Source organism: Candidatus Seribacter sulfatis, assembly GCF_964187635.1.
GTDB lineage: Bacteria > Verrucomicrobiota > Verrucomicrobiia > Opitutales > Seribacteraceae > Seribacter > Seribacter sulfatis.
This window is the reverse complement of the sequence record NZ_CAXLMO010000033.1, coordinates 1-26,330: the sequence shown is the minus strand read 5'-3', so window position 1 is coordinate 26,330 and position 26,330 is coordinate 1. Positions and strand designations below refer to the sequence as shown.

Genomic DNA, 26,330 nt, shown 5'->3' with positions numbered 1-26,330 from the left:
AATGGAGCGGGAACTGCGGGTAAGGGAATGAACGCAGGCGGAGGGATGGAACGAGTCCTTTATGAAACATCGGGAACTGCGGCCTCCAAGGGAGGTAAGCAATTTTTACGAGTTCGCCTGAGAACCAAGTAAAAAAATCTTAAAGTACCAAGAGTCAGCAGACCAATCGATTATTGAGTCGATCAGATGATATTTTGTAGTGTAATGAGCTTCTCAATTTAATTAAATCTATCGGCTTCAAAATAACGATCGATTGCTTAATCAATTTTGGGCTTTCCTGTATTGGTATTTTCTGAATAGTTTGGAACGATGAATAGCTTACTTTCGACTCTCGATTTAATAATATTTTTCGGATCCCTTTTAACCGTTATGGCCTTTGGCCTTTGGTCCGGTCGAAAGGAAGAAAGTTCAGAAGATTATTTCCTGGCAGGAAAAAGTACGAGATGGTGGGGGGTCGCTGGATCAATTTTTGGATCAAATGTATCGGCGAACCATATCGTTGGAATGATGGGAGTTGGTTTTGCCGTGGGCTTTGCACAAAGTCATTTTGAAATCACCGCCATTGCCGGGCTTCTCATGCTTTGTTATTTCTTTCTCCCCGTCTACCGAAAATTAAATGTATACACGCTGAGTGACTACCTGAGTAAAAGGTACGATGATAAGAGCCGGGTAAGCTACGCCCTGATTATGGTCATTATAATGGTCGTGATTCAAATGGTTCCCGGATTCTATATCGGCTCACGTTCGATCAACCTTTTGTTACAGGGAGATACCGGAAAAAAAGCAGTCGCGGAAGCTATGGCCGATGTAAACGGTGTTTTGACTGAAGTTAAAATTAATTACGGTGGAGACAAATACGGCTCCCCTCCACAAATAAAAGTGGGGTCGAAGATTAGGGAAAACCTTTCGCCTGTATTGAAGGATGGTCAAATTGTGGAAGTTAATTTCACCCAAAACATAATTGATATGGAACCTTCTATGCCCGTGCCCATTTCCTTTATTGGTGGAAACATAAATAACCCGGAAATCTCCCCTGGTGATGTGGAACCGTTTCATTACAAAATTGGTATTTTGCTTATGGCAATTGTCACGGGAGCATATGTTATTTTCGGCGGTCTGAAAGCGGTTATTGTAACCGATGTCATTCAATCCGTCCTTCTCCTCCTCGCCGGTTTACTGGTTGCCTACATCACTTTCTCGCAGCCAGAAATCGGAGGCTGGGCAAACCTTGTCGCGAGGGACCTCGGAAGCGAAGGGGTTGAACGCTTACACTTGTATAATGCTTCTGACCACCCTTCCCTTCCCTGGACTGGCGTGCTGACCGGCTTAATGGTCTTACATTTTTACTATTGGGGAACTAATCAATTTATTGTGCAAAGAGCTCTGTCTGCCCGAACCGATAAGGAAGCAAGAATCGGGATATTGGCTGCTGGTTTCTTTAAATTACTCATTCCATTTATTTCGATCGGAACCGGAATTGCGGCGTATTACCTTTTCAAAGATCGTAACCTCGAGGTTGCTCAAGACACAGTTTTTATTAATTTGCTCACCGAATTAATTTCACCCATTGGCTACGGGTTAGTTGGCTTGATTGCAGCGGGAATGATCGGGGCCATTCTGTCGAGTTTAGATTCAATGATGAACTCAGCCGCTACGATAATGACATTTGATCTTTATAAAAAATACATTAACCCCGAAGCTAATGATCAAAAATTAATTTCTGTAGGTCGAACCTGGATCGTAGTCTTCATTCTGTTTGCCGGGATCCTGACCATATTCCAAATGGATCCCAATTCTCAGGATAGTTTCTTTCTTCTTGTTGCAAAACATCAGGGAAACTTGATTGCGGGAGTAGTGGTTGCCTTTGTCGTTGGAATGTTGTGGAAAGGAGCGACTGCGGCAGGAGGAGTTTCCGCAATAATAGCAGGAGTTATTTTCAGTTATGGAATCCCACCACTCTACGCCTTCATTGCTGAGGGCAATGAATCTCTCGTAAATCTGTTTGGAAAAAAACTGAACTTCATGCACGGTGCCTTTATTTCCGCTTTACTGAGTTTACTGGTTCACATTGTGGTGAGTAAAATTAGTAAGGTGGATCCAGAAAAAGGAAAGCTTACTTGGACTGGTCTTGGAATCTTTACCCCAGAAGAGTTCATCGTTTTGGGAAAGACTTTGGGGATTACACTACTTATTTATGGAGTGCTCGGTATATTAGTTGTATTGGAGACCGTAAAGCCGGTACAGGCTGCCTGGATTGGTTCGCTCTGGACATTTGGTTGCTTTTATTTGTCAGCCCGATTGAAGGCAGCAAAAAATGGCAAGCCTATCTACCAAGAGGATCGTTTTTGGGCCGGTGGTTTGGCTGGCAGTGCCATATTCATGCTCTATTATTTCTTTTAAACAACCTCGGGGATCTCTTCTGCTAAGTCCTCTATTGGGTAAGTCCAAATTTCAGATAAGGTGGGGTGATACCAATCTGCCTTTAATAGGTCGTGTACACCAGCTCGAAGTCCGACTGCCACAGACATAGCATGAATTAACTCTCCCGCGTCCTTACCCACGCATTCCGCTCCTATGACTCGTCCTGTAATCTTCTCGGCGTGAACGCACACATAGCCGTGCTTGGCTTCCATTAGAATCGACTTTCCATGATCATCGAAAGAATAGGACGCCGTTAAAAATTCAATACCTCGATCTTTCATTTGATGGACCGTCAGACCCACAATTGCGAGTTGTGGGTCGGTGAAGACAACAGAAAGGAGGCAATCATAGTTCATCGGTTTGACCTTCTTACCAAGTGCATGCAAGGCCACGGTTTCACCTTGTTTGATAGCAATATGAACAATTTCGTGGGGCCCGGCACAGTCTCCTGCCCCATACACAGTGGGAGCACTCGTTTGCTGAAAATCATTGGTTTTGATATGTCCACTTGGTAATAATTCAACTCCTGCATTCTGTAATTCAAGAGTATGAACGGACGGTACTCGCCCAAGAGCAAGAAAGAGAAAGCCAGTTACGATTTCCTTTGCTTCTCCATTTTGCTGATAAGAAACCTCTATCTTTTCTTCCTCCAATTGTTTAAATTTTTTAAAATTAACTCCGAGTTCTAATTGGATACCTTCTTCAATCATTGCCCTCTGTAAGGCATCCGATGCTGCTTGAGGAAATTCCTTCAGTAATCGGGGGCTTCTTTGTAACAGGGTGACCTTCGATCCCACACGTGATAAAAATTGGGCAAGTTCACAGGCGACCACTCCTCCGCCAAGAACGACACTCTCTGGGGGAATTACATCGAGGTCCAAGACCTGATCGCTTGTCTGATAACGCACTTCTGACAAACCGGGAAGGGGTGGAACTTTAACCTCGGAGCCAGTGGAGATAAGAATTTTGGGAGCAGTCAGTACAGTCCCGTCGGCAAGAATTATGGTGTTAGCATCTACGAAAGTACCCCTGGAACGAAATAACGAAAATCGACCATCCTCAAGTTGCCCCTTTCGATACTCGGAAAACTCCGCAATTACTTTCTTTTTTCGGGCTTGCATCGTTGCAAGGTTGGCCCGTGGAGTTTCACCCTCAAAGCCAAAGATACTTCCTTTCTGGGCAAGATGTAGGACTTCGGCCGAATAAATGAGGGTTTTGGAGGGCATACAACCGCGTAAGATACAAAGACCACCCAACTCCTCTGCTCCATCCACCAGAGCAACCCGTCCGCCATGCTCATGAAAAGTTCGTGCGGCGGCATAACCAGCACTTCCACCCCCTAAAACGAGAAAATCAAAAGTTTGTTTCATAAATTAAGAATTGTAGCCTCGACTATTAGCAAAGACACTTACAAATTGTCGATCAAGAATGAGGAACCTATCGACCTTAAAACCCAATAGCTACAAAGAAGGCCAATATTCTTCCGTTCGATTGGTATCTTTGGTAGTGATAATCATTCTCCAAACACTTGGATTTTCACTTTTGGGAAGTGAAGCGGAAGATCCAAGCTCATTCAAGGAATTAGATCGTTGGTATGAAGTTTTCCTCAGTGGTTCAAAAGTGGGACATGCCCATTGTACTATGAAATTGGAGGGCGAAGATGTGGTGTCCCAAAGCATTTTCAATATGAAAATGAATCGAGCTGGTATTTCCATTACTATGTCCGCTTTGGAAAAAACTCGGGAAACTCGGGCTGGAAAGATTAAGAGTTTTTCCGGAGAAATAAAAATGGCTGGTGTCCCCATTATTAAAAAGGGCTGGATCGAAGGACAAGAAATTATAGTGAAAGAAAAGCAGTTTTTGAGAGAAACAGAAAAAAGATACCCTCTTGATCCTGAAGGTCGGATGACCTGGGGCTTAATGAAGTTATTACAAGAAAATGGCTTTCAGGAAAAAGGACATGAACTGGAGACAAAAATTTACTCCGCGGATTTTGGAATGGCCTCACCCACAAAAGCGAAAATTAAATCCTTGGGTCAAAAAATTATCAAAATCGGTGGAGAAGATGTAAACTCGTATAAAAGTGAAATTACACTTTTTACAAAAATGGGAAAAATGAAGACCATTAATTGGCTCGATGAAGATGGATTTGCAATCAGAACTAAAATGCAAATGGGAGGCATACCGATTGAAATAAAACAATCCACTGAATTGGAAGCACAATCAAGATCGGACCAGACCAATTTTGACTTCCTTTTTCAAACTCTTCTTTTTCTTGATGAAGAGATTCCTGATGGGGCTCAGTCGGTTCGGTTCAATGTGAAGTTGAATAATGGTCAAGTGACTCCCATCTTTCATCAAACTCGTAATCAAAAAATAACTCCGCTCGATGAGAAGAGTTTCATTGTTGATGTTCGCTCCGAACTCTGGGGAAAAAAAGTAAATTCAGGACAAAAGATTAAGGCAATCGGAAGAGAATATCGTGAAGCCAATATTATGATTGATTCAGAGGACCCGCTCATTAGAAATTTGGCGAAGAATGCTGCTCAGGGTTCTAAAAACATGCTTGATTTATCACAAAATCTTTACCGGTTTGCTCAAAAGTATATTCACCATAAAAATTTCAATGTAGGATTTGCCTCTGCTACAGAAACGGCCAAGAGTCGGGAGGGAGACTGCACCGAACACGCCGTCTTTTTGGCCGCACTAGGCCGTGTTCATGGAATTCCAACCCGAGTGGCGAATGGCCTTGTTTTTATGGAAAGTTTTGGTGATCAAAAAAATGTGATGGGCTTTCATATGTGGACGGAATTTCACCTAAATGGAAAATGGCATTCGCTCGATTCAGCTATGGGTAAAATGGGTGCCCATGCAGATCGCATTACATTATCCGTATCGTCCCTGGAACAAGACTCCTTATTGGATATTGGCATTAAGCTCTCCGAAATAATAGGAAATATTAATGTGCAAGTGGAAAAAGTGAGCTTGAGGAAATGAGCCATTTACTCTTTACCTATTCTCAATGAACTATTGTGGAGGGCCAAAGATACTTAATACGATTTTATTTGATCCCCCATTACAAATAGTTGATGATAAAAAACTATACCCATGATTAGATTACAAGAATATGCGGAAGGAGATATCGTTTTAAACGATGGAGAACTGGGGAAAGGGTTTTGTATCCTTGAATCTGGTTCTCTTGCAGTTATTCGTGAAGGAAAAACACTGAGCGAAATTGATCAACCAGGATCAATCTTTGGAGAATTAAGCGAGATACTCGGTATGAAGCGCGATGCCGTAATCAAAGCAAAAACTCCTTCTAAAGTAAGGCATGTGGAGGAAAGCATCGAAGATATCGTGACCAAGAATCCTAAGGTGTCAGTTAAGTTAATTCGTACTCTTGGTCGTCGCCTTTATCGAATGAACCAATTGGCAACCAATGAAATGAGTGCCAATGAAACTCATTCCCCGTCCTCCAATGAGGAAATAACCAAAATTTTGGTGGTAGATGATAAACCCAATATTGTTAAACAACTTACTGATATCTTCGCTAAAAATGAATGGGTCGTACAAAGCACTCCTGATGAGGCAGGTGCCCTCAAAATCTGTGAAAGTTCTTCCTTTTCTGCGATTTTAATCAGTATGGCACTACCAGGTGACACTTCAGTTGATTTGAGAAGAAAATTAAAGACTAATCACAATGTATTAAATACACCAGTGATTGGAATGATAGTGCAGGGAGATGAATCTGCTCAGAAAAAAGCACTGAATTCAGGTTTTGCAGATTGTATAACCAAACCTTTCAATGCCAACAAAGCAGACGCAATTATGTTTAAAGTGATGAACTTAGATTCATCGGCAAGGTATTTCAAATTCGTAGAGGACTATCTTTTATTCAAATTACCACCTGAACTGTCTCCTTTTGTTATCAATGATATCAAAGAAAATATGGATACCCGTATCCGAAACACAATCAATGAGGGAATATTGAAACTCATCATTGATGTCTCGAATTTGGAAGAGGTAGGAGAAGAAGCAATAGAAGTAGTGGGAGAATTTGCCGAAAAAATTGAGGACATGAAACTTCCAATGAGAGGGGCAATTATTGCCACTGGTGAAGAAGCAGAGATGTGGAATAACCTCGATGGTTGTGAGGAATGGGGAATTTGTGAAGACCTCGATAGTGCAAAGGAGCACTTAGAGAAAGACCCCGATGACGAGGAAGAAGAATAGTTCCCGAATCCCATTGGCACTAGTTTCCCAATAGATTAAACCGGCAATTTACTGCAGGCGTGCAAATTGACCAAGCAGAACAGGTAAAGTCCTACCTTCTCGAATTACAAAATAGTGTAGAAAATAAATTAACTAGTGCTGATCCCTCCATTGACCACAAAGAAGACCAATGGAAGAGAAAAGAAGGGGGGGGAGGAAAAACTCTTTCTTTCACAAACGGTCAAATTATTGAAAAGGGTGGAATTAATTTTTCGGATGTTTCTGGAAATAAACTTCCCAAAACCGCGACTCAAAATCGTCCTGAATTAGAGGGAGCATCCTTTCGCGGCATGGGAGTTTCTGTCGTTTTTCATCCGGATAATCCCTTTATCCCAACGACTCATGCTAATGTTCGTTATTTTGAAGCGAGGAAAGAGGATCAAACTCTCTGTTGGTGGTTTGGAGGAGGCTTTGATCTAACACCCTACTATCCCTTTAAAGAGGATGTGGTGGAATGGCACCAAAAGGCCAAAAGTACCTGCGATCCGTTTGGAGAAGGTTTGTACCTTAAATTAAAAAAGTGGTGCGATGAATATTTTTATCTCCCTCACCGGAATGAAACAAGGGGCGTGGGAGGAATTTTCTTTGATGATTTTTGCGAAGGCGGTTTTGATTCGAGCTTTTCATTCATGCAAAGCGTAGGAAAAAGTTTTCAGGATGCTTACTTTTCCATTCTGGAGAGAAGAAAAGAGATCCCCTTTACTAATAAAGAGAAAGATTTTCAAAAGTATCGTAGAGGTAGATACGCTGAATTTAATTTGGTATATGACCGAGGGACCCACTTTGGTCTTCAATCAAAAGGTCGAACCGAATCTATCTTAATGTCAATGCCCCCTGAAGTAAGTTGGGTCTATGGCTTTACACCCCGAAAAAATTCTCCCGAGGACAATCTCTACCAAAATTATTTGCATCCCACCGACTGGCTTGAAATAGAATGAATTCGCGACAAAAAATAAATTTAGCTCTCCAAAATAAAAATACAGGCAGGCCGCCCCTTTGGGTGATGAGGCAAGCAGGTCGATACTTACCGGAATATCGTGCCTTACGAAAAAAATATAGTTTCCTAGAAATGGTCAAATCACCAGAACTGGCAGTGGAAGTTTCACTGCAACCACTGCGTAGATTTGCCCTGGATGCCGCGATCGTCTTTAGTGACATATTGGTGGTTCCAGAAGCGATGGGCCAACCTTACCACTTTCGTGAAAAGGGCGGAATTGGAATGGACTTCAGATTAGAATCAGAAAATTGTCTGGAAAAATTAGATACAGAGGAGGCGGTAACAAAATTGTGTTATGTCCGGGATGCCCTCTGCCTTCTTCGCCAAGAATTAGGGGATTCTAAAGCAATGTTGGGTTTTTGCGGTTCACCGTGGACGCTGGCATGCTACATGATTGATGGTGGATCCAGCCCGAATTTTCCGAAAACAGTCGAATGGGCACAGTCTTCCCCCCATTCTTTCGCCAAGTTAATGGAAAAGTTGACTGAAGTTTTAATTGGATATGTGAAAATGCAGGCCCAATCAGGCGTGGATGCGATACAGATTTTTGATAGTTGGAATGGGCTTTGTCCAAATGATCGAGTGAACGAATGGTCCTTGAGATGGATTGATCAAATTGCCCAGGAGGTTTCTTCCCAGATCCCAGTCATTCTGTATGCAAAAGCTCCAAGCGATCGCTTACACTATCTTTCCCATTGTCAGGTTTCGGGGATAAGTATTGATCATGAAACTGACCTTGCTTATGCACGCAGTACATTGCCCTCTCATTTTACACTTCAGGGAAACCTCGACCCTGCACTCCTTGAAACAAATCCAGATACAGTCCGCCAAACAACACTCAAGTTATTGGAAAAAATGAAAGGTGATTCGGGACATATTCTCAATCTTGGCCATGGAATTCGTCCACTAGCTAAAGTGGAATGCATGGAAGAATTAGTTCATACAGTAACTAATTACTCGGATTCCTAAAATCAGATGAATCTCAACCCGCTTCATGCATTATGTTCGATGGGTAATGGCTGGTATCCTTTTCTCTTTCTCTCGGGAAAACAAATATCCGCCACGGCATCCTCAAAATCTTCGAAGCCTTCGATGATCTCAATTTCCATTCTCACATAATAAAAAGGAAGAATGGGTTTGTAATTAGCGGGAATGCGAACGGCATCCTTTTCCGTCGTAACGATCACATCTGCACCGGCATTTTTTGCCTGAAGAAACAATCGGTCCAATTCCTCATGTGTATATCGGTGATGATCTAAAAATCGTTGCTTAAATCTCATCTCACCGGACATTCGTTGGATAATGTCTTCAAAGCCACGGGGAGAAGCAATACCACAAAAAACGCCAACATATAACTCATACAAAAAGTTCAATGGCTTGGTTTGAACTGTATTCACTTCCTGAAAATACCGGACCCTGTGTGCACAACGTATAATTTCCACGTTCGAATTATACTTTCGAATTGTTTGGAGTAATTCAAGGTCTGGTTCGATTTCAGATTTAGTCAAAAATACATAGGAGGCACGAGATAAGTGCCTTACTGGTTCCCGTAAAATTCCCCGAGGTAGAAGGCACCGGTTGCCAAAGGGATTAGTTTGATCCACCAATAATAAATTGAGGTTTCCCTTAATGGGAAGATATTGGAAACCATCATCCAAAATTAGAGTGTTCACTTTAAATTTTTCGATAGCGAATAATCCCGACTTTACTCGGTCCTTATCGGCAAGTACTACTGCCCCTTTTAAATTCTTTGCCAACATGTAGGGTTCATCGCCCGCCTCATCCGAGTCGAGCAGTACATTTTCTCCATCGCTAACAATCTTGGGAGGCTGAAAAACTGCTTTGGAAAATAATTGATACCACTTGCGAGCGGGTTTTCCCTCCTTACTTTTGTAGCCTCGGCTCAAAATGGCCACCCGCCTTCCCCTTGCCATGAGCTCCTTTGTGAATCGTTCCACAACAGGGGTTTTACCAGTCCCCCCAACCGTTAAGTTCCCCACTACAATCACCAGGCAATCCACCTGTTTGACCTTCAAAATAAAGCCATGCGTGTAACAAAATAATCGAACTCGGACAATTCCTGAAAAAAGAAAAGAAAATGGTTTTAAGAAAAGGCCAAAAAGTCGGGCTGATACAGAAAGGTCTCGGTCATAGATAACACCTTCAACAAATCCTTCAAATTCAGACCATTTTTGCTCCAGCCATTTCCCACTATTTTGTGACATAAAACATAACCTTGTATAGATATTAGCAGTTCTGACAACTGGATTTCCTTTCCGAGAGACCCTTCATCGATTGACTTTAAGGCTGAAAAGGATTTGATAAGAGATTCAAAATTTCTTCCTTTTATGCAGGTCACTTTATTAAAATCAAAAATTCACCGTGCCAAAGTCACTTCGGTTTCTCCGAATTATTCCGGAAGCCTTTCGATTGACCGTTCATTAATGGAGGCTGCGGGCTTTCTTAATCACGAAAAAATCCTAGTGGGTAATATTACTAACGGAGAACGGTTTGAGACATATTGCATTCCCGCTCCAGCCGGTTCTGGGGAAATTGCCTTGAATGGAGCGGCGGCCCATAAGGGCAAACCAGGTGATCTCCTCGTCATTATTACTTTTATTCAATTGGACCCAGAAGAAGCATCAGCTTGGGAGCCTCGCCTTGTCATTGTTGAAGATGAAAATACAAAGTTTAAAAATATAACAAGCCAAATTGAAGATTAAAATGATTGATTACAAATTACATATTCCCGGTCCTGTTAATGTTTCTGATGAAACTTATCAGGCAATGTCTACTCCTGTAATGGGCCATAGAAGTGCCGACTTTGTTGAACTATATCAAGCGTGCCAACCTAATTTACAAAAACTTTTTCAAACCAGCGACCCCGTATTTCTTTCCACTTCAAGTGCTTGGGGGGTCATGGAAGGTGCCATACGCAACTTATGCCAAAAGAAAGTTCTATGTTGTATGTGCGGTGCTTTTTCAGATAAATGGCTCGATGTAGCCAGGCGAGCAGGAAAAGACGCGGACCCTCTACAAGTTGAATGGGGTCAAAATATCGACCCGGACGAACTTAAATCCAAGCTTTCAAGCGGTGAATACGATGTCGTTACTTTAGTCCACAACGAAACATCCTGTGGAATGATGAACCCACTTGAGGATATCATGAAAGTGCTCCGAGAGTTCCCTGAAGTCATCTCAGTCATTGATACGGTTAGTTCATTTTCTGTCGTACCGATCCCCAAAGACGATTGGGGGATCGATGTGATTCTTACCGGTTCGCAAAAAGCCTTAGCCATGCCGCCCGGCCTTGCTCTTTTTTCCGTTTCTGAAAGAGCTTTCGAACGAGCTCAGAAAACTGAGGGACGAGGGTATTATTTCGATTTCCTTGAATTTCGCTCCAATCACGCAAAAGGCATGACTCCAAGCACGCCAGTAATTCCGCTGATCCATGCACTCCGTTATACCCTCGATAAAATTTTTACAGAGGGTGTTGAAAATCGACAAAAAAGACACGCAGAATTAAACCAAATGGTTCACCAGTGGGTTGCAAAAAAAGGATTTGAATTACTACCCAAACCTGAGTTTGCTTCCAAATCTCTTACCTGTGTTCGAAACAACCTTGAAATTGATATGGCTGGATTTGTTACAACATTGCGTGACCAAAAGAAAATTTCGATTGATGGGGGCTATGGTAAAATCAAAGGTAAAACATTTCGTATTTCTAACATGGGCGATGAGACAGTGGACTCCATGAACCACTTGCTTACCAATATGGACGAAGTTTTAACCGAATTCATTTCATCCTAGTCGATACACTCCAACTTTTATTAAGTGAAAAAATTAGTCATTGCCGAGAAGCCCAGCGTTGCAAAAGATTTGGCCCGTGTCCTCGGTCGTGTCCCCAAGAAGGAGGATTACTACGAAAATGATGAATGGGTTATTGATTGTGCTGTAGGACACCTAGTCGAGCTCTTTATGCCCGATGACTTTGATAAGAAATTGAAAGCATGGAAATTGACAAACCTGCCTATCATTCCCCCCGAATTTCAACTTAAACCAATCGCAAATACCAAAAAGAAGTTTCAACAGCTCAAAAAACAGCTCAAAAGAAAAGATGTTGGTGAAGTGATCAATGCATGTGATGCCGGAAGAGAGGGTGAACTGATTTTCACCTACATTTACGAATTGGCAAAAGCCAAGAAGCCAATCAAGCGACTCTGGATGCTATCAATGACCGACCAGGCGATTAAGGACGCATTTGCCAGCATGCGAGAAGGCGAGGAACTACAACCTCTTCAAGACGCAGCACGGTGCCGTTCTGAATCTGATTGGTTAATAGGAATAAACGGAACTCGTGCAGTGACACTCAAAAGGTCCAGAAGTATGAGCCGACAAGTCTCTACTGTAGGTCGAGTTCAAACCCCTACCCTTTCTCTCGTCATTAAAAGAGAAAAAGAAATTAATTCTTTTGTACCGCGAGACTTTTTTAGAATTACATCCACTTTTGAATTATCTGAAGGCACCTACAAGGGTGTGTTCCAAAGAAAAGGTTTTAAAAAAGCAGAAAATGATAAACACGATCGGGTGGATCGTTTATGGGACAAGGAGGAAGCCGATGCAATTTTCGCCGCGATACAGGAAGCCACGATGGCAGATGTTTCTGAAACAAAGAAACGCTCCCCACAAAGCCCCGGCAGGCTCTATGATCTTACCACACTGCAAAGAGAGGCGAACCGCTTGCATTCCTACCCCGCAAGTAGGACCCTGCAAATAGCCCAGTCTCTCTATGAGAGGCACAAATTAATTACTTACCCAAGAACTGACTCAAAAGCACTGCCCGAAGATTACGGACCCATGTGCAGAGATTTACTTGGTTCTATTCAGGGAGAGTTTGGTCCCCATGCACAAAAAGCACTTCAATCCGACTGGGTCGATGAAAAGAATAAAAAGATTTTTAATAATAAACAAATAAGTGACCACTTTGCAATTATTCCTACCACTGGTTCTCCTAGTAATTTGGATGCAAATGAAAGGAAGATTTACAACCTTATTACCAAGCGATTCATTTCTGTTTTTTATCCTCCAGCCCAATGGGATGTCACCACGCGCACAAGTTCTATCAAGGAATATAACTTTAAAACCGAGGGTCGAGTATTAGTGGACCCCTCCTGGCTCGCTATTTACGGAAAAGACAACCAACCTGAAGATACGCTTCCTGCTTTAACCCCGGAAGATAATAATCAGGCGAATCTTGTAAAATCGGACTTGGAAAACGAACAAACCAAACCACCCGCCCGATACACAGAAGCCACTCTACTCTCTGCGATGGAAGGTGCGGGAAAGTTAATCGACGATGAAGACCTAGCCGAAGCCCTCAAGGAAAAAGGATTGGGAACACCCGCAACTCGGGCATCCACTATTGATCATTTAATCAAAGAGAAATATATGCGCCGTGAAGGCACACAAATGCACCCCAATCTAAAAGGAGAAGATTTGTTTCATTTCCTTGATGCTGCTGGTACTGATATTCTAACTAGTCCTACTATGACTGGAGAGTGGGAACATAAGCTACGATTGATTGAAGAAGGCACCATGACTCGCGATCAATTCATGAAGGAAATTGGCAGCTTGACCGAAGAATTTGTAACCAAGACTACTGGGTTCACAGAAACAGCCGAGAATTTAAAGGAAACCACGCTTCGCTCACCTGTTACCGATGAGCCACTTTTTGAAGGTCTTGGGTTTTATCAGAATATTGAAGGAGATTTTCGTATTCCCAAAAGTATCGCAGGACGCCGACTTCCCATTGATGAAGTCGATATCCTTCTGCGCGACAAGAAAATTGGACCACTTGATAATTTCATGTCCAAAAAAGGACAGCCTTTTTCTGCAATCCTCCAACTCGACGAGGAATATAAAGTAAATTTTGTCTTTCAAAATAATGAGGAACAAGAGGCAGAAGAAAGGGAAAGTATAAAGGATGCTCCTGTAGTCGCTCAATGCCCCGTCTGCCAGAAAGAAGTGAAACAAACTGAAACCGCTTACATATGTACAGGTCATAAAAAAGTTTCAGAAGAGGGTTCCTGCTCCTTTCGAATAACCCGTAAGCTTCTGGATAAAGAGATTCCGCTTGAAGAATTTTTAAAACTCGTAAATGACAAAAAGACTGGGTTAATCAAGGGTTTTGTATCTCGCAGAACAAAGAGACCATTTGACGCAAATCTTATTCTCAAAGATAATGGGGGTATTGGATTCGAATTTCCCCCTCGTAAAAAGAAGTCGGCTTAATTGTGATGCTCCCCCTGTATCAATACCAAGTAATAAACGACCAAGAAATAGAGGAGTTTTTTGAGGTGGAGCAGAAAATTAATGAGGCACCCTTAACCAATCATCCACTTACCAAAGAACCTGTTAAACGGACATTAACTGCCGCTTCTCTATCCCTTCATCATTCTACTCAAAGCGAAAAAAAATCGATCTCTTCTGAAAATCTCAAAAAAAACGGATTTACTCAGTACGAAAAGGATTCTTCGAGTGGAGATTACTACAGAACTGCGGGTAATCAAGGACCTGAAAAGATTTCTCCGGATGAAATTGAAAATTCAGGTAAATAAACTATCTCGATTACAGTGAAAGAAAGAAAACCAAGCTGGCTACGGGCAAAACTTCCATCCGGTCCTGAGTATGGAAAGGTCCGAGACATTGTTGATGATAATCAATTACATACTGTTTGCCAAAGTGCACAGTGCCCCAATATGGGGGAATGTTGGTCTAGAGGCACCGCCACATTAATGATCTTAGGGAATGTCTGCACTCGTGCCTGTACCTTTTGTGCTGTGCAGACTGGTAAACCAACAGAATTAGATTTAGCGGAACCTCCCCGCGTGGCTGAAGCAGTAGCTAAAATGGGGCTAAAGCATTGCGTACTTACTTCTGTCGCCCGAGATGACTTACCCGATGGGGGTGCCAAAGTTTGGGCAGCGACCATTCGTGCAGTACGCCATAAAAATCCAAATACTGCGATCGAAGTACTGGTTCCCGATTTTAAAGGAGACTTTAAGAATTTAGATATCGTGCTCTCTGCCCGACCCAACATTTTTAATCATAATTTAGAAACTGTAGAGAGGTTACAGCGCCCCATTCGGAAAACAGCATCATATCAAAGAAGTTTGGATGTACTTACCTATGCAAAAAAAGCGGGATTTCCAATTAAATCGGGAATCATGCTTGGTCTAGGAGAAAGGGAAGAGGAAATTCGCCAAGCGTTGAAAGACTTGGCTGATATTAAACTCGATGTTCTTACCCTTGGGCAATACTTACAACCTAGCGCCGAGTATACACCGATCGATCGCTGGGCAACTCCTGAAGAATTTGCACAATGGAAGACCGAAGCCTTGGACCTTGGCATCCGAGTGGTTGAATCGGGACCACTAGTTCGCTCTTCTTATCATGCAGACGAACAATCAGATCGGTTTTCTGCCGAGGAAAAGTCTTCAAATTTGATTACTAATAGCGAAATGCATTAGGAATCAATTCTCCATAACGTATTCTCAGTTCTCAACAAAAGAGAATTCTTATAAATTATGGGAGATGCGAGCATTCTTTCCCCCAAATCATTTTGTGCCAATAAGCGGTATCTTTTTTTGGCTTCAAAAATAAAAGTCTTCCCCGTTTCATCGCATAGAAAAATTTGGCCATTAGCATGAATTAAAGAGGGTGAACAACTCCCCGCTACTCGTTCGATCCAATAAAGTTCGCCCGTCTGGGCGTCTAAGCAAGAAACCACTCCATTATCTGCAGCCATAAATAATAAACCCTCGACTACCACCACTGAAGAATTACGTGGCGCCGCTTTTCTCGTTTTCCAAACTAAATTCTTTTGGGTAATGTCTCCCCTCCCCCCACACCTTATCGCATAAAGCACAGGGCTATCATACCCACTGCTTACATAAATTATTCCTTGATTAAAGACAGGCCTCGGAACAACCGAGTATCCATTTGGATAATTAAATTTCCAAAGTTGATTTCCATTTAAGTCATAGGCAAATACATAATCACTTGCAGGACTGATAATTTGAGTTTCACCTCTCACTTTAATCACAAGAGGAGTACAAAAAGAGAAGTTTTTCTTGGCCTTGCTATCCCTGATTGCTTTCCACTTGATATCCCCTGTTTTTTTATTCAAGGCTACTAAACATGGATCTACTGATCCATCCGTGCTCAGAAGTAGAAGATCTTCAGCAATAACGGGCGATGCACCAGATCCATGAACGGGTAAGTAATTAAGTTTCTTATTCCAGATCAATTCCCCATTAAAGGAGACACAAGCAGTCCCCAAATTTCCAAAATGCACAAAAACAAAACCATTTTCATAAAAAGGTGTGGGACTGGCATAGCTATTCTTTTTGTGAATTCGAGGTTGTTTGGAATAGTTAAATAATTTCTTTTTCCAATTAATTTCGCCGGTAATAAAATCGACTGAAATAAGCTCTAAGATTAAATTCCCTTGATTAAGAACTGCATTCGTCAGAAAAATCTGATCGTTTACGCAAATCGGAGATGACCAGGCTTTCCCTGCTATTTTCTGCTCCCAGGTAACACCCTTATTACCACTCCAATTTAATGGTAGGTCTGCAGCTTCAATATGCCCCTGTCCGGTAGGTCCACGAAATTGTGGCCAAGATTCACCATGACTGGTAAGGGCGATGAACAAAATCAAAAAGATAAGTTTTTCCATTACAAAATCATGTGGTGATGCAAAAGAGGAATCGAACTTAAAATCTTACTATAGTAATAAATCATTAATTACTAAATAAAAAAAGAGGCACCCTATGCAGGGTGCCTCTTAAAATTTGAAATAAGAATCAAATTCTTACATCATACCATGATCGTGATCATGTCCTCCAGGAGCGGCTTTCTCCTCCTCAGGAATGTCAGTAATCATGCAATCAGTGGTCAACAAAAGACCAGCTACAGAACCTGCATTTTGCAGGGCAGTACGAGTCACTTTTGTCGGGTCAACAACACCGGCTTTGATCAAGTCTTCATGCTTGTCAGTCGCAACATTATATCCCATTGCCCCTTTGGACTTAAGAACTTGTTGGACTACTAAAGAACCTTCTACACCAGCATTATCACAAAGCTTGCGGAGAGGTGCTTCAATTGCACGGCGAACGATTGAGGCTCCGATTGCTTCATCACCTTCGAGCAGAGTCGCAGCTTTTTCAATTGCACTCGCTGCACGAAGAAGGGCTACACCACCACCGGGAAGAATTCCTTCTTCAACCGCTGCACGGGTTGCATGTAATGCATCTTCAACACGAGCCTTCTTTTCTTTCATTTCAGGCTCGGATACTGCACCCACACTAATAACCGCAACACCACCAGCGAGTTTTGCTAAACGCTCTTGGAGTTTTTCGCGATCGTAATCAGAAGTAGTCTCTTGAATTTGACGACGAATTTGTTTAACACGTCCTTGAATTTCAGTAGCTTTTCCGGATCCCTCTACGATAACTGTGTTTTCTTTGTCTACAGTAATACGCTTTGCTTTTCCAAGATCAGCAAGCTCGATGTTTTCGAGTTTGATACCCAAATCTTCAGTAATGCAACGACCACCAGTAAGAATAGCGATGTCACGAAGCATTTCTTTACGACGATCTCCAAACCCAGGCGCTTTCACAGCACAAGCGTTCAAAGTTCCACGTAATTTATTAACTACCAAAGCAGCAAGAGCTTCTCCTTCAACATCTTCAGCGATGATAAGAAGTGGCTTTCCTTGCTTGGAAACTAATTGAAGAACTGGAAGTAAGTCATTAAGAGCAGTGATTTTCTTCTCGTTGATCAAAATGTAGCAATCTTCTAAGATTGATTCCATTGTGTCGTTGTTAGTGCAGAAGTAAGGGCTTAAATATCCCTTATCGAATTGCATACCTTCGACAACATCAAGAGTGGTTTCGATGCTTTTTGCTTCTTCAACAGTAATCGTTCCGTCTTTACCAACTTTATCCATCGCTTCGGAGATGATTTCACCAATTTCGGCATCCCAATTTGCAGATACAGTTGCGACTTGGCGAACTTCTTCACTGGCGGAAACTTTCTTACTGTCACGTAATAATTTAGCAACACCTGCTTCGACTGCTTTGTCAATTCCACGTTTTAAATAAACGGGATTTGCACCTGCTGCTACATTCTTCAGTCCTTCCTGATAAACTGCAGCTGCTAAAACAGTTGCTGTCGTTGTTCCGTCACCTGCAAGATCAGATGTCTTGGAAGCAACTTCACGCACCATTTGTGCACCCATGTTTTCATAGGGATCACTTAATTCAATTTCTTTAGCAACGGTAACACCATCCTTGGTCACTGTTGGAGAACCGAACTTTTTGTCGATTAAAACATTACGACCCTTCGGTCCCAATGTTACGCTTACCGCATCAGCAAGTGTATTGACCCCTCTAAGGGCTCTTTTACGTGCTGCTTCGTCGAATAATATTTGCTTAGCCATAATTTTATTTTCTGAGTTTTGTTTTGATTGTTAGCTAAGAAGCCTATCCGATGATTCCAAGGATGTCGTCTTCACGAACGAGTTGATACTCAACATCGTCAAGCTTTACCTCGGTTCCACCGTATTTGCTGATTAACACTTTGTCGCCTTTTTTGACCTGAAAGCCGATATTTTTTCCATCGTCGTCTTTCTTGCCAGTTCCAAGGCCTACTACTTCAGCTTCTTGTGATTTTTCTTTCGCAGAATCTGGGATGATTATCCCGCCTTTAATTTGCTCGTCTTCTTCGACGTGCTTGACCAAGACGCGATCTCCTAGCGGAGTTATTTTTGGTTTGCTCATATTCCTTTTGTTTTTGGTTAGGTTATACTAGATTTTAGGGTTATGGATACTAAGTAAGAAAATTCTTAGGTAGAAATCCAATAAAATTAACTTTTTTCTTTTTCGTCGTCCACCACTTCAAAGTCGGCGTCCACAATATCGTCATCCTTCTTCTTTTCAGAATCTTGAGGCGCTTCTGCACCCGCTGCGGGTCCAGCTCCAGGAGCACCCTCAGGCATTCCTCCACTCTTCATGACCTCTTGACCTAATTCTTCAAAACCTTTTTGAAGCGAGTCTTTTGCGGACTTTAATTCATCCAGACTAGAACCAGAATTTTCTAATGTTTTCTTGGTGTCAGCAAGCAGGGCATCAATCTTTGCCTTCAAATCATCGGGGGCTTTATCACCAAGATCGCTCAGTTGCTTTTCACATTGATAAACCATGGAATCAAGATCGTTCCTGACCTGTACCTGATCCTTCTTCTCTTTATCGATATCGGCAAATTTTTCCGCTTCCTTGCGAAGGCGATCTACCTCTTCTTCATCCATACTGGAAGACCCTGAAATCGTTATCTTTTGATCTTTCCCCGTTCCCTGGTCTTTCGCATTCACATTCAAAATACCATTTGCATCGATATCAAAAGTCACTTCTATTTGTGGCGTTCCTCGCGGAGCAGGTGCGATACCGTCGAGCTTAAATGTCCCCAATGTTTTATTGTCCTGTGACATTGATCGCTCACCCTGCAAGACCACAATGTCGACTGCGGGTTGACTGTCAGCAGCAGTAGAAAAAGTTTGAGCCTTCTTCGTAGGAATTGTTGTGTTACGATCAATCATTGGAGTGCAAACTCCTCCTGCAGTTTCGATTCCAAGCGTAAGAGGTGTCACATCGAGCAAAAGAACATCATTCACATCTCCTTGAAGAACTGCCCCCTGAACAGCAGCACCAATTGCAACCACCTCATCCGGGTTGACTCCTTGGTTGGGATCTTTTCCACCCAATTCCTTGGCGAGTTCGACTATTTTGGGACTTCTTGTCATTCCGCCGACAAGAACTAAGTTGTTAACATCACCAATACTGAGACCGGAGTCTTTTAAACAGGACTCAAATGGCCCTTTAGTTCTGGCATATAAATCATCACAAATTTGCTCCAATTTAGCCCGAGACAATGTAACATTTAAATGCTTCGGTCCTGAGGCATCAGCGGTAATAAATGGAAGATTAATGTCTGTGGATTGAGAAGAAGATAGCGACATTTTCGCTTTCTCTGCCTCTTCCTTCAAACGCTGCATCGCCATTGGATCGCCAGATAAATCAATACCCTGCTCTGTTTTAAATTCATTGATCAGCCAATTTATGATCTCTTGATCCCAATTGTCGCCTCCAAGCTGAGTATCCCCATTCGTGGATTTGACTTCAAATACCCCTTCCGCAATCTCGAGTACAGATATATCGAAAGTACCTCCACCTAAATCATAAACCGCAATTGTCTCTTCCCCTTTTTTATCCAGACCATATGCAAGGGAGGCTGCAGTCGGTTCGTTGATGATACGCATGACTTCCAATCCCGCGATTGAACCGGCATCTTTTGTCGCACGCCTCTGATCATCATTAAAGTATGCAGGAACAGTAATAACCGCCTGCGTTACCGGTTCACCCAAGTATGCTTCCGCATCTGCCTTTAGCTTTCCAAGTATCATCGATGAAATCTGTTCAGGCATGAAAGTCTCAGCCTTGCCATCAATCTCACATTCAATAACTGCAGCACCATTCTTTCCTTCAATTACCTTGTAAGGCAGAGTGGAAATATCATCCTTAATTTCAGAAAATTTACGACCAATGAGTCTTTTAGAAGAAAAAATGGTGTTTTCTGGATTGGTAACAGCCTGCCTTTTCGCAGCCTGTCCAACCAAGCGTTCCCCGTTCTTACTAAATGCAACGATAGATGGAGTAGTTCGGACACCTTCAGCGTTTGGTATAACTTTGGCGTCGCCGGCTTCCATTACTGCCATGCATGAATTACTTGTTCCTAGATCAATTCCTATTATTTTACTCACGGCTACTACTTTGCAACATTCGCGCCTAATTCATCGAACTCGTTAAGTAACTATTGATAAGCACCTTACGCAATTAAGGTTTACTTTTCGAATAAAAAACAAGAATCAAGTGAGACAGTGCGGCACTTAGTTGTGACACAACGTGCGCCACTCACGTCACACCTCTTCGGGTGAAGGGTTGGAGTCATCCGCCTCTAAATCATCAAGAATCTCCATCACTCGATTTCCACGTTCAATTCCAAAATCCTGAGTAAAAGTTAATTTGGGAGAATATTTAAGAATGACATGCTTACTCACTTCTTTACGAATTTCCCCGGTATGCTTACGAAAAAACAACTGGGCTTCTCGTGCTTTTAATTCATCACCAATAACAGAATACCCTACCGTACCATTTCGTAGGTCTGCAGATACATCCACACCCGTAATGGTCCAACAAACAGTTTCTGAACGGTAACGTCTTCTCAAGAAATTACCAATTTCTCTCTTGATTAACTCATTAACCCGAGCTAGGCGCAGGCTCATATCAAAAATTTTGGATTATAAAGAAGGACGGATCTTTTCGACTTCAAAAGTCTCGATCATATCGCCTTCTTCATATTCATCAAAAGAATCCAAGCGAATACCACATTCAAATCCAGCTTTTACTTCCGTAGCATCGTCCTTAAATCGTTTAAGTGTCTCAATTTTCCCTTCCGCCAAAACCTTGCCCTTACGAACAAGACGAGCGCCTTTATTACGAATAATTGAACCCTCCATTACCATTGAACCTGCAACAGTCCGTCCTTTACTAACCTTGAATACTTGGCGAATTTCAGCACGACCAGTTTTCTTTTCAACTAGTTCTGGCTCGAGCAATTCTGCCATGTTGTCTTTAACCAAGTCAATTATTTCGTAAATAATGCTGTTTTGGAAAACTTTAACGTCTTGGTGTTTCGCATCTCCCATGACTCCGTTTTCCATTTTAACATTAAAACCAATTACATCAGCACCGGAAGTATTAGCCATCTTGATGTCGTTTTTAGTAATCTGCCCCACATCAGACTGAAGAATTTCGAGTAATACCTTATCACTGGTGATTAGTTCCAAAGTCTCACGTAATGCCTCAAGAGAACCTCCAACATCTGCCTTCAGGATTACACGGTAAGCGGCAGATTTACTTCGGGAAATGGCCGCAAATAAAGCATCCACACCAGTTACCGCAGGTTCACCACCCTCTTCTTCTTCTTCGGGAACCACCACCACTTGCTTGGACAATTGCTCAGACTCTTCGGCTTCTCTTCGGGCCTCGCGTTCATTCTTGGAACGGGCAAATATTCCCCCCGAGTCAGGTACACCTGACCATCCCAAAATATTGACCGGAGTAGAAGGGGGTGCTTGCTTGACCTGTTGACCTTGGTCATCAATCATCGCCTTTACTTTACAATAAACAGAACCACAATGAATCGCGTCTCCAATTTTGAGAGTACCCTTTTGCACAATAACAGTGGCGGTAGGACCACGACCGACTTCTTGGCGTGCCTCCACAATAACTCCTCCAGTTTCAGCTTCAGGATTGGCCTTCAATTCCATCAATTCGGCCTGTAATAAAATCATATCAAGCAGATCATCCACTCCGTCACCCTTTAAAGCGGAAATAGGAACAGTTACCACCTCGCCACCCCAATCTTCAGAGGGAATTGATCTCTCCTGCATTTGGGTTTTTACTTTTTCCTGATCTGCACCCTTGGCGTCCATTTTATTAATCGCAACAACAAGGGTACCCTGTGCCCGCTGGGCAAATTTTAAAGCTTCGTCCGTTTGGGGCATAAAGCCATCATCGGCGGCCACAACTAAAACGGATACATCAGTTAAATTTGCACCTCTTTCTCGAATCTTCGAAAAAGCAGCATGTCCAGGAGTATCAAGAAATGTAATTTTTTGGTCTTTATGCTCAATTTGATAAGCTCCAACGTGTTGAGTAATTCCGCCCGCTTCTCCCTCCACTACATTTGCTTTCCTGATTGTATCCAGCAAAGTTGTTTTACCATGATCAACATGCCCCAAGATACAAACTACTGGTGAACGTGGTTTGAGAAACTTTTCATCATTCTCATCCACCACCACTTTTTTCTTGGGTGCAGCAGCTTCCACTTTTTCACCACGATGTCGAATCTCGAGTTCAAAACCTTTGATTTTGGCTATTTTTCGAGCTACATCTTCCTCAATCGTTTGATTCATTGAGGCAAAAATTCCCATTTCCATTAATTCGGAAATTAATTGGAAAGGCTTCAAGCCAATGAAAGTAGCAAAATCACGCACCACGATTGGAGGCTTGATTAAAATTAAATTCCCTTCAACAACCACATCATCATCAGAGGTGGCCGAATCATTGCTGACCTCTTTCGACTCAACCGGAGTATCCGAAGAAATCGGAGACGGGGGAGACGGAACACCTGACTTACCAGCTGTGGAAGGGGGTGGAGGCGGCGCGTTAGCCCGAGTCACAGGAGGAGGAGGAAGAGAAGGTGCATTGCTTACTACCGGAACAGGTTGAACGGGTTCCGATTTAAGAAGTTTAGCCTTTTCTTTTTGCTCGGCATCCTCCTTTTCCTTCTTTTCGGCATCGAGATCCGCTTTACTTCTTACAATAGGTGCTTTTTTCGAAGGTTCCTTGGTGTTTTTTTCAACTACGCTCTCTGCTGCCTCTGGTTTTGACTCTTCTTGAGCCTCAATTGGTTTTTCAACTGCAAATTCATCGATGATGGACTGAGCGGTAATATTATCGATAGAGGCTGATGCGCTTTTAATGTCATACCCACGAGCGGTAAGAATTTCAATAAGCTCCTTACTTGATTTATTGACTTCCTTCGCAATTGCGTGAACACGTACACTCATAAATATTTAAAAGATAGGTAAGTTTTAAGATTCCTGTTCTTCAGAATTTGATTCAGGGCTAGGAGAATCAACTTCTTCCTCGGAGGAAACTTTATCGAGGATAGTATCAGCTGTCTCTTGCTCGAAACCAAGTCCGACTAAGTCCTCTGCAGTTACTCCTTCAAATGCTTCCGGACTGACTAAACCAAATGCAACCAAACGGTCCGCCACTTCAAATTCGATTCCGACAGAGGTTAGCGCATCTGCTGCTTTGCTCTTTCTTTCATCAAACCCAACTTGCTTGACCACCACTTTCCCAATATCGAGCTTCCAGCCCAATAGTCTGGATGTGAGACGGGCATTGATTCCTTTTCGGCCAATTGCCACAGAAAGATCGTCTTCAACCACCTCAAAATACATTCTTCTTTTTTCTCGATCTAAAGTAACATTCTGAGGAATAGCAGGTTTGAGAGCCTCCGCTAATTGTTCAATCGGGTCTTCAAACCATCGAACAATATCCACTTTTTCACCGTTCATTTCTCGAACAATGCTTTTCACTCGTGCACCGCGTGCTCCCACACAAGCACCCACTGGATCCACCTTGGGGTCAGTACTACGCACACAAACTTTAGTCCGGTAACCGGGCTCCCTTGCCATTGCTGCCAAAGTAACGGTTCCGTCTGCGATCTCTGCTACTTCCATGTCGAAAAGCTTTCGAACAAAATTAAGACTGGATCGGCTCAAAATCAATTCCGGGCCACGGCCATGCTGCTCGAGCTTATTCAGCAAGCAACGAATACGCTCTCCTGGAACCCAATCCTCACCTGGCACTCTTTCGCGCCATGGTAGCAATGCTTCTGCTTTCCCTACCTCAACAACTAAGTCACCGCGATCCTTACGACGGACAATACCCGTTACCAGGTTACCAACTTGATCTCTAAATTCATCGTAAATATGTTCTTTTTCAAATTGCCGCAGTCTTTGTTTAATTGCTTGCTCGGCAGTTTTGGCAGCAATTCGGCCCAAATAAGAGGGGTCCAATTCGCGCTCCACGAAGTCACCAACCTGAGGACTTTCCGCATACAGACGTGCTTTATCAAGATGAATTTCACAGAAAGTATCTGAGACTGATTCCACCACTTCCAAACGGGACCATGCCTTCATCGCCCCCGTTTTGGCACTAATATCAACTCGCACATCTCCAGAAGAATTGACTCCTCTCTCGGCGGCCGTCTTAATGGCACTCTCAATCGTGGCGATCATGTCTTCACGACTGATGCCCTTTTCTTTTTCCATGTATTCAAGAACTGCGAGGATTTCGCTACTCATGATTGATTATTTTAGGTGGGTTATTTTAAAACAAAAAAAGCGAGCAGGGCTCGCTCTTTCGAGGTTGAGACTGAAATGAAATTCTTACCATACCCAAGGGGACGATTTTGTCAATGATTTCATGTCTTATTAATAGGCGTCTAGTTTTCAGCGTTGCAGGTTTGCCATGAAACATTATCTATGCTCGTTTTGATGAAAACATTACGATTCACAACTCTACCCGGCGACGGGATCGGCCCGGAAGTCATGGAGATCGCTCTTACAGTGCTCCAAAAGCTTGGAAATCTTCACGATTTCTCGATTGAAACAAGCAATCACGATGTGGGGGGAATCGGAATCGATAACCACGGGAAGGCACTTCCTGATTCGACTCTTAATGCATGTAAGGAAGTGGATGCCATTCTTTTTGGTTCTGTGGGCGGCCCCAAATGGGAAAACCTCCCCCCCAAAGAACAGCCCGAGCGTGCAGCCCTCCTTCCCATTCGAAAAGCTTTTGAACTTTTTGCCAATCTAAGACCGGGCAATCTTTATCCGGAACTATCCGATCTTTCCCCCCTTCGGGCCGATACAGTGGCCAACGGGATAGACACCTTGTGCGTAAGGGAACTGACAGGAGGGATCTACTTCGGACAGCCCAAGGAAACGAAGACCTTGGACAATGGTGAAAAATTGGCAATTGATACCATGGTATACCGCACCAGTGAAATTGAACGAATCACTGAACTAGCCATAAAAGCCGCCTCTCTGCGTGACGGTAGAATTTGTTCTGTCGATAAAGCCAATGTGCTTGAAACCTCCGTCCTGTGGCGTGAAGTGGTGGTAAATTGCGTACAAAAACACAACCCCGACATTGAACTTACTCATATGTATGTGGATAATGCGGCGATGCAACTCGTCCGCGACCCTAATCAATTCGACGTCCTTCTTACCGAAAATATGTTTGGAGATATTCTCTCCGACGAACTCGCGGTGATTTGCGGTTCTTTAGGCATGCTTGCCTCCGCCTCCCTTGGCACCCAGAAAAACAGCCAAGGACTGCCCTTCGGTTTGTACGAACCTGCAGGTGGTACTGCACCCGACATTGCCGGACAAGGAGTCGCGAATCCCTGCGCTCAAATACTAAGTGCCGCCCTCATGCTCCGCTACAGTTTTGGATTGGAAGAAGCGGCCACGGCAATCGAAAATGCAGTCAAGGAAACCATCCGTTCTGGACTTCGTACGGGGGATATCGCCCAAGGCGGGAAATCGGTAGGCAGTGAGGAAATGGGAAAAAGCATCCTCAACCGACTCCAATAAACCACCCATACCGGCCCCATGAAAGCCCACGAAATCCGTCAATCCTTTCTCGATTTTTTTGCATCCAAAGAGCATCAGGTCGTAAACTCAGCTTCCCTGCTACCAGAATCTCCAAACCTTTTATTTACCAATGCAGGGATGAATCAATTCGTCCCCTATTTCCTCGGAGATCAAAAGGCACCTTTTAAAAGAGCCACTGACACACAAAAATGCATCCGGGCTGGAGGTAAGCATAATGATTTGGAAGATGTCGGCTTTGATACCTACCACCATACCTTCTTC

General features: G+C 43.0%; 21 protein-coding genes. 12 read left to right on the top strand and 9 right to left on the bottom strand.

The window, feature by feature from the left end; genetic code table 11:
* Window positions 1-309: 309 nt before the first annotated feature.
* Entirely contained in the window at window positions 310-2,400 is a 2,091-nt protein-coding gene (locus ACKPQ5_RS03950) for an SLC5 family protein (protein WP_407677796.1), read from the top strand.
* On the opposite strand, the gene ACKPQ5_RS03945 is transcribed toward ACKPQ5_RS03950, so the two are convergent.
* A complete protein-coding gene (locus ACKPQ5_RS03945; RefSeq protein ID WP_407677795.1) occupies window positions 2,397-3,791 on the bottom strand; it encodes a dihydrolipoyl dehydrogenase family protein in 1,395 nt (464 codons plus the stop codon). The two genes, ACKPQ5_RS03950 and ACKPQ5_RS03945, sit on opposite strands and share 4 nt — an antisense overlap.
* 58 nt (window positions 3,792-3,849) lie before the next feature.
* Between ACKPQ5_RS03945 and ACKPQ5_RS03940 the strand changes: the two genes are divergently transcribed.
* From ACKPQ5_RS03940 to hemE, 4 genes are all read left to right on the top strand, one after another.
* Window positions 3,850-5,418, top strand: coding sequence for a transglutaminase-like domain-containing protein (locus ACKPQ5_RS03940; protein ID WP_407677794.1), 1,569 nt, complete (start codon window positions 3,850-3,852; stop codon window positions 5,416-5,418).
* 111 nt (window positions 5,419-5,529) lie between these two features.
* Window positions 5,530-6,654 carry a response regulator gene (locus tag ACKPQ5_RS03935; RefSeq protein ID WP_407677793.1) on the top strand — a complete coding sequence of 375 codons (1,125 nt, stop codon included), beginning with the start codon at window positions 5,530-5,532 and terminating at the stop codon, window positions 6,652-6,654.
* Window positions 6,655-6,713: 59 nt separating this feature from the next.
* Window positions 6,714-7,631, top strand: a complete 918-nt coding sequence (gene hemF / locus ACKPQ5_RS03930) for an oxygen-dependent coproporphyrinogen oxidase (protein WP_407677792.1) — start codon at window positions 6,714-6,716, stop codon at window positions 7,629-7,631.
* Complete coding sequence (gene hemE, locus ACKPQ5_RS03925) at window positions 7,628-8,659, top strand: uroporphyrinogen decarboxylase (protein WP_407677791.1); 1,032 nt, start codon at window positions 7,628-7,630, stop codon at window positions 8,657-8,659. The genes hemF and hemE overlap by 4 nt, the downstream gene beginning before the upstream one ends.
* A 23-nt stretch (window positions 8,660-8,682) precedes the next feature.
* Here the strand turns inward: hemE and lpxK are convergent, their stop codons facing one another.
* Window positions 8,683-9,915 (bottom strand): tetraacyldisaccharide 4'-kinase, encoded by a 1,233-nt coding sequence (lpxK, locus tag ACKPQ5_RS03920; protein WP_407677790.1) that lies wholly within the window; start codon window positions 9,913-9,915, stop codon window positions 8,683-8,685.
* Between the two features lie 123 nt (window positions 9,916-10,038).
* Between lpxK and panD the strand changes: the two genes are divergently transcribed.
* The 5 genes from panD to lipA are packed head-to-tail and all read left to right on the top strand — an operon-like array spanning window position 10,039 to window position 15,219.
* Window positions 10,039-10,413: an aspartate 1-decarboxylase gene (gene panD / locus ACKPQ5_RS03915; protein ID WP_407677789.1), complete on the top strand. Its 375-nt coding sequence runs from the start codon at window positions 10,039-10,041 to the stop codon at window positions 10,411-10,413.
* Window position 10,414: 1 nt separating this feature from the next.
* Window positions 10,415-11,500, top strand: coding sequence for a pyridoxal-phosphate-dependent aminotransferase family protein (locus ACKPQ5_RS03910; protein ID WP_407677788.1), 1,086 nt, complete (start codon window positions 10,415-10,417; stop codon window positions 11,498-11,500).
* A 24-nt stretch (window positions 11,501-11,524) separates the two neighbouring features.
* Complete coding sequence (locus ACKPQ5_RS03905; RefSeq protein WP_407677787.1) at window positions 11,525-13,981, top strand: DNA topoisomerase 3; 2,457 nt, start codon at window positions 11,525-11,527, stop codon at window positions 13,979-13,981.
* A gap of 2 nt (window positions 13,982-13,983) precedes the next feature.
* Window positions 13,984-14,307: an FmdB family zinc ribbon protein gene (locus tag ACKPQ5_RS03900; RefSeq protein WP_407677786.1), complete on the top strand. Its 324-nt coding sequence runs from the start codon at window positions 13,984-13,986 to the stop codon at window positions 14,305-14,307.
* Window positions 14,308-14,322: 15 nt separating this feature from the next.
* Window positions 14,323-15,219 (top strand): lipoyl synthase, encoded by an 897-nt coding sequence (lipA, locus tag ACKPQ5_RS03895; RefSeq protein ID WP_407677785.1) that lies wholly within the window; start codon window positions 14,323-14,325, stop codon window positions 15,217-15,219.
* On the opposite strand, the gene ACKPQ5_RS03890 is transcribed toward lipA, so the two are convergent.
* The 7 genes from ACKPQ5_RS03890 to nusA form a co-directional block, all read right to left on the bottom strand.
* The gene (locus ACKPQ5_RS03890) at window positions 15,216-16,430 is read right to left on the bottom strand and encodes an outer membrane protein assembly factor BamB family protein (protein WP_407677784.1); all 1,215 of its coding nucleotides are present in this window, start codon (window positions 16,428-16,430) and stop codon (window positions 15,216-15,218) included. The genes lipA and ACKPQ5_RS03890 overlap by 4 nt on opposite strands.
* Before the next feature lie 135 nt (window positions 16,431-16,565).
* The gene (gene groL / locus ACKPQ5_RS03885) at window positions 16,566-18,194 is read right to left on the bottom strand and encodes a chaperonin GroEL (RefSeq protein WP_407677783.1); all 1,629 of its coding nucleotides are present in this window, start codon (window positions 18,192-18,194) and stop codon (window positions 16,566-16,568) included.
* Window positions 18,195-18,237: 43 nt separating this feature from the next.
* A complete protein-coding gene (locus tag ACKPQ5_RS03880; RefSeq protein ID WP_407677782.1) occupies window positions 18,238-18,534 on the bottom strand; it encodes a co-chaperone GroES in 297 nt (98 codons plus the stop codon).
* 86 nt (window positions 18,535-18,620) lie between these two features.
* Window positions 18,621-20,570, bottom strand: coding sequence for a molecular chaperone DnaK (gene dnaK, locus ACKPQ5_RS03875; protein ID WP_407677781.1), 1,950 nt, complete (start codon window positions 20,568-20,570; stop codon window positions 18,621-18,623).
* Between the two features lie 156 nt (window positions 20,571-20,726).
* A complete protein-coding gene (rbfA, locus tag ACKPQ5_RS03870) occupies window positions 20,727-21,092 on the bottom strand; it encodes a 30S ribosome-binding factor RbfA (protein ID WP_407677780.1) in 366 nt (121 codons plus the stop codon).
* 15 nt (window positions 21,093-21,107) lie between these two features.
* On the bottom strand, window positions 21,108-23,444 hold the full coding sequence (gene infB / locus ACKPQ5_RS03865; RefSeq protein ID WP_407677779.1) for a translation initiation factor IF-2: 2,337 nt from the start codon (window positions 23,442-23,444) through the stop codon (window positions 21,108-21,110).
* A 24-nt stretch (window positions 23,445-23,468) separates the two neighbouring features.
* Window positions 23,469-24,752 carry a transcription termination factor NusA gene (nusA, locus tag ACKPQ5_RS03860; RefSeq protein ID WP_407677778.1) on the bottom strand — a complete coding sequence of 428 codons (1,284 nt, stop codon included), beginning with the start codon at window positions 24,750-24,752 and terminating at the stop codon, window positions 23,469-23,471.
* A gap of 189 nt (window positions 24,753-24,941) precedes the next feature.
* On the opposite strand from nusA, the gene leuB reads away from it, so the two are divergent.
* Both leuB and ACKPQ5_RS03850 read left to right on the top strand, forming a co-directional pair.
* On the top strand, window positions 24,942-26,048 hold the full coding sequence (gene leuB / locus ACKPQ5_RS03855; protein WP_407677797.1) for a 3-isopropylmalate dehydrogenase: 1,107 nt from the start codon (window positions 24,942-24,944) through the stop codon (window positions 26,046-26,048).
* An 18-nt stretch (window positions 26,049-26,066) separates the two neighbouring features.
* Window positions 26,067-26,330: alanine--tRNA ligase-related protein (locus tag ACKPQ5_RS03850; RefSeq protein ID WP_407677777.1), on the top strand; the 264-nt coding region annotated here is incomplete at its 3' end.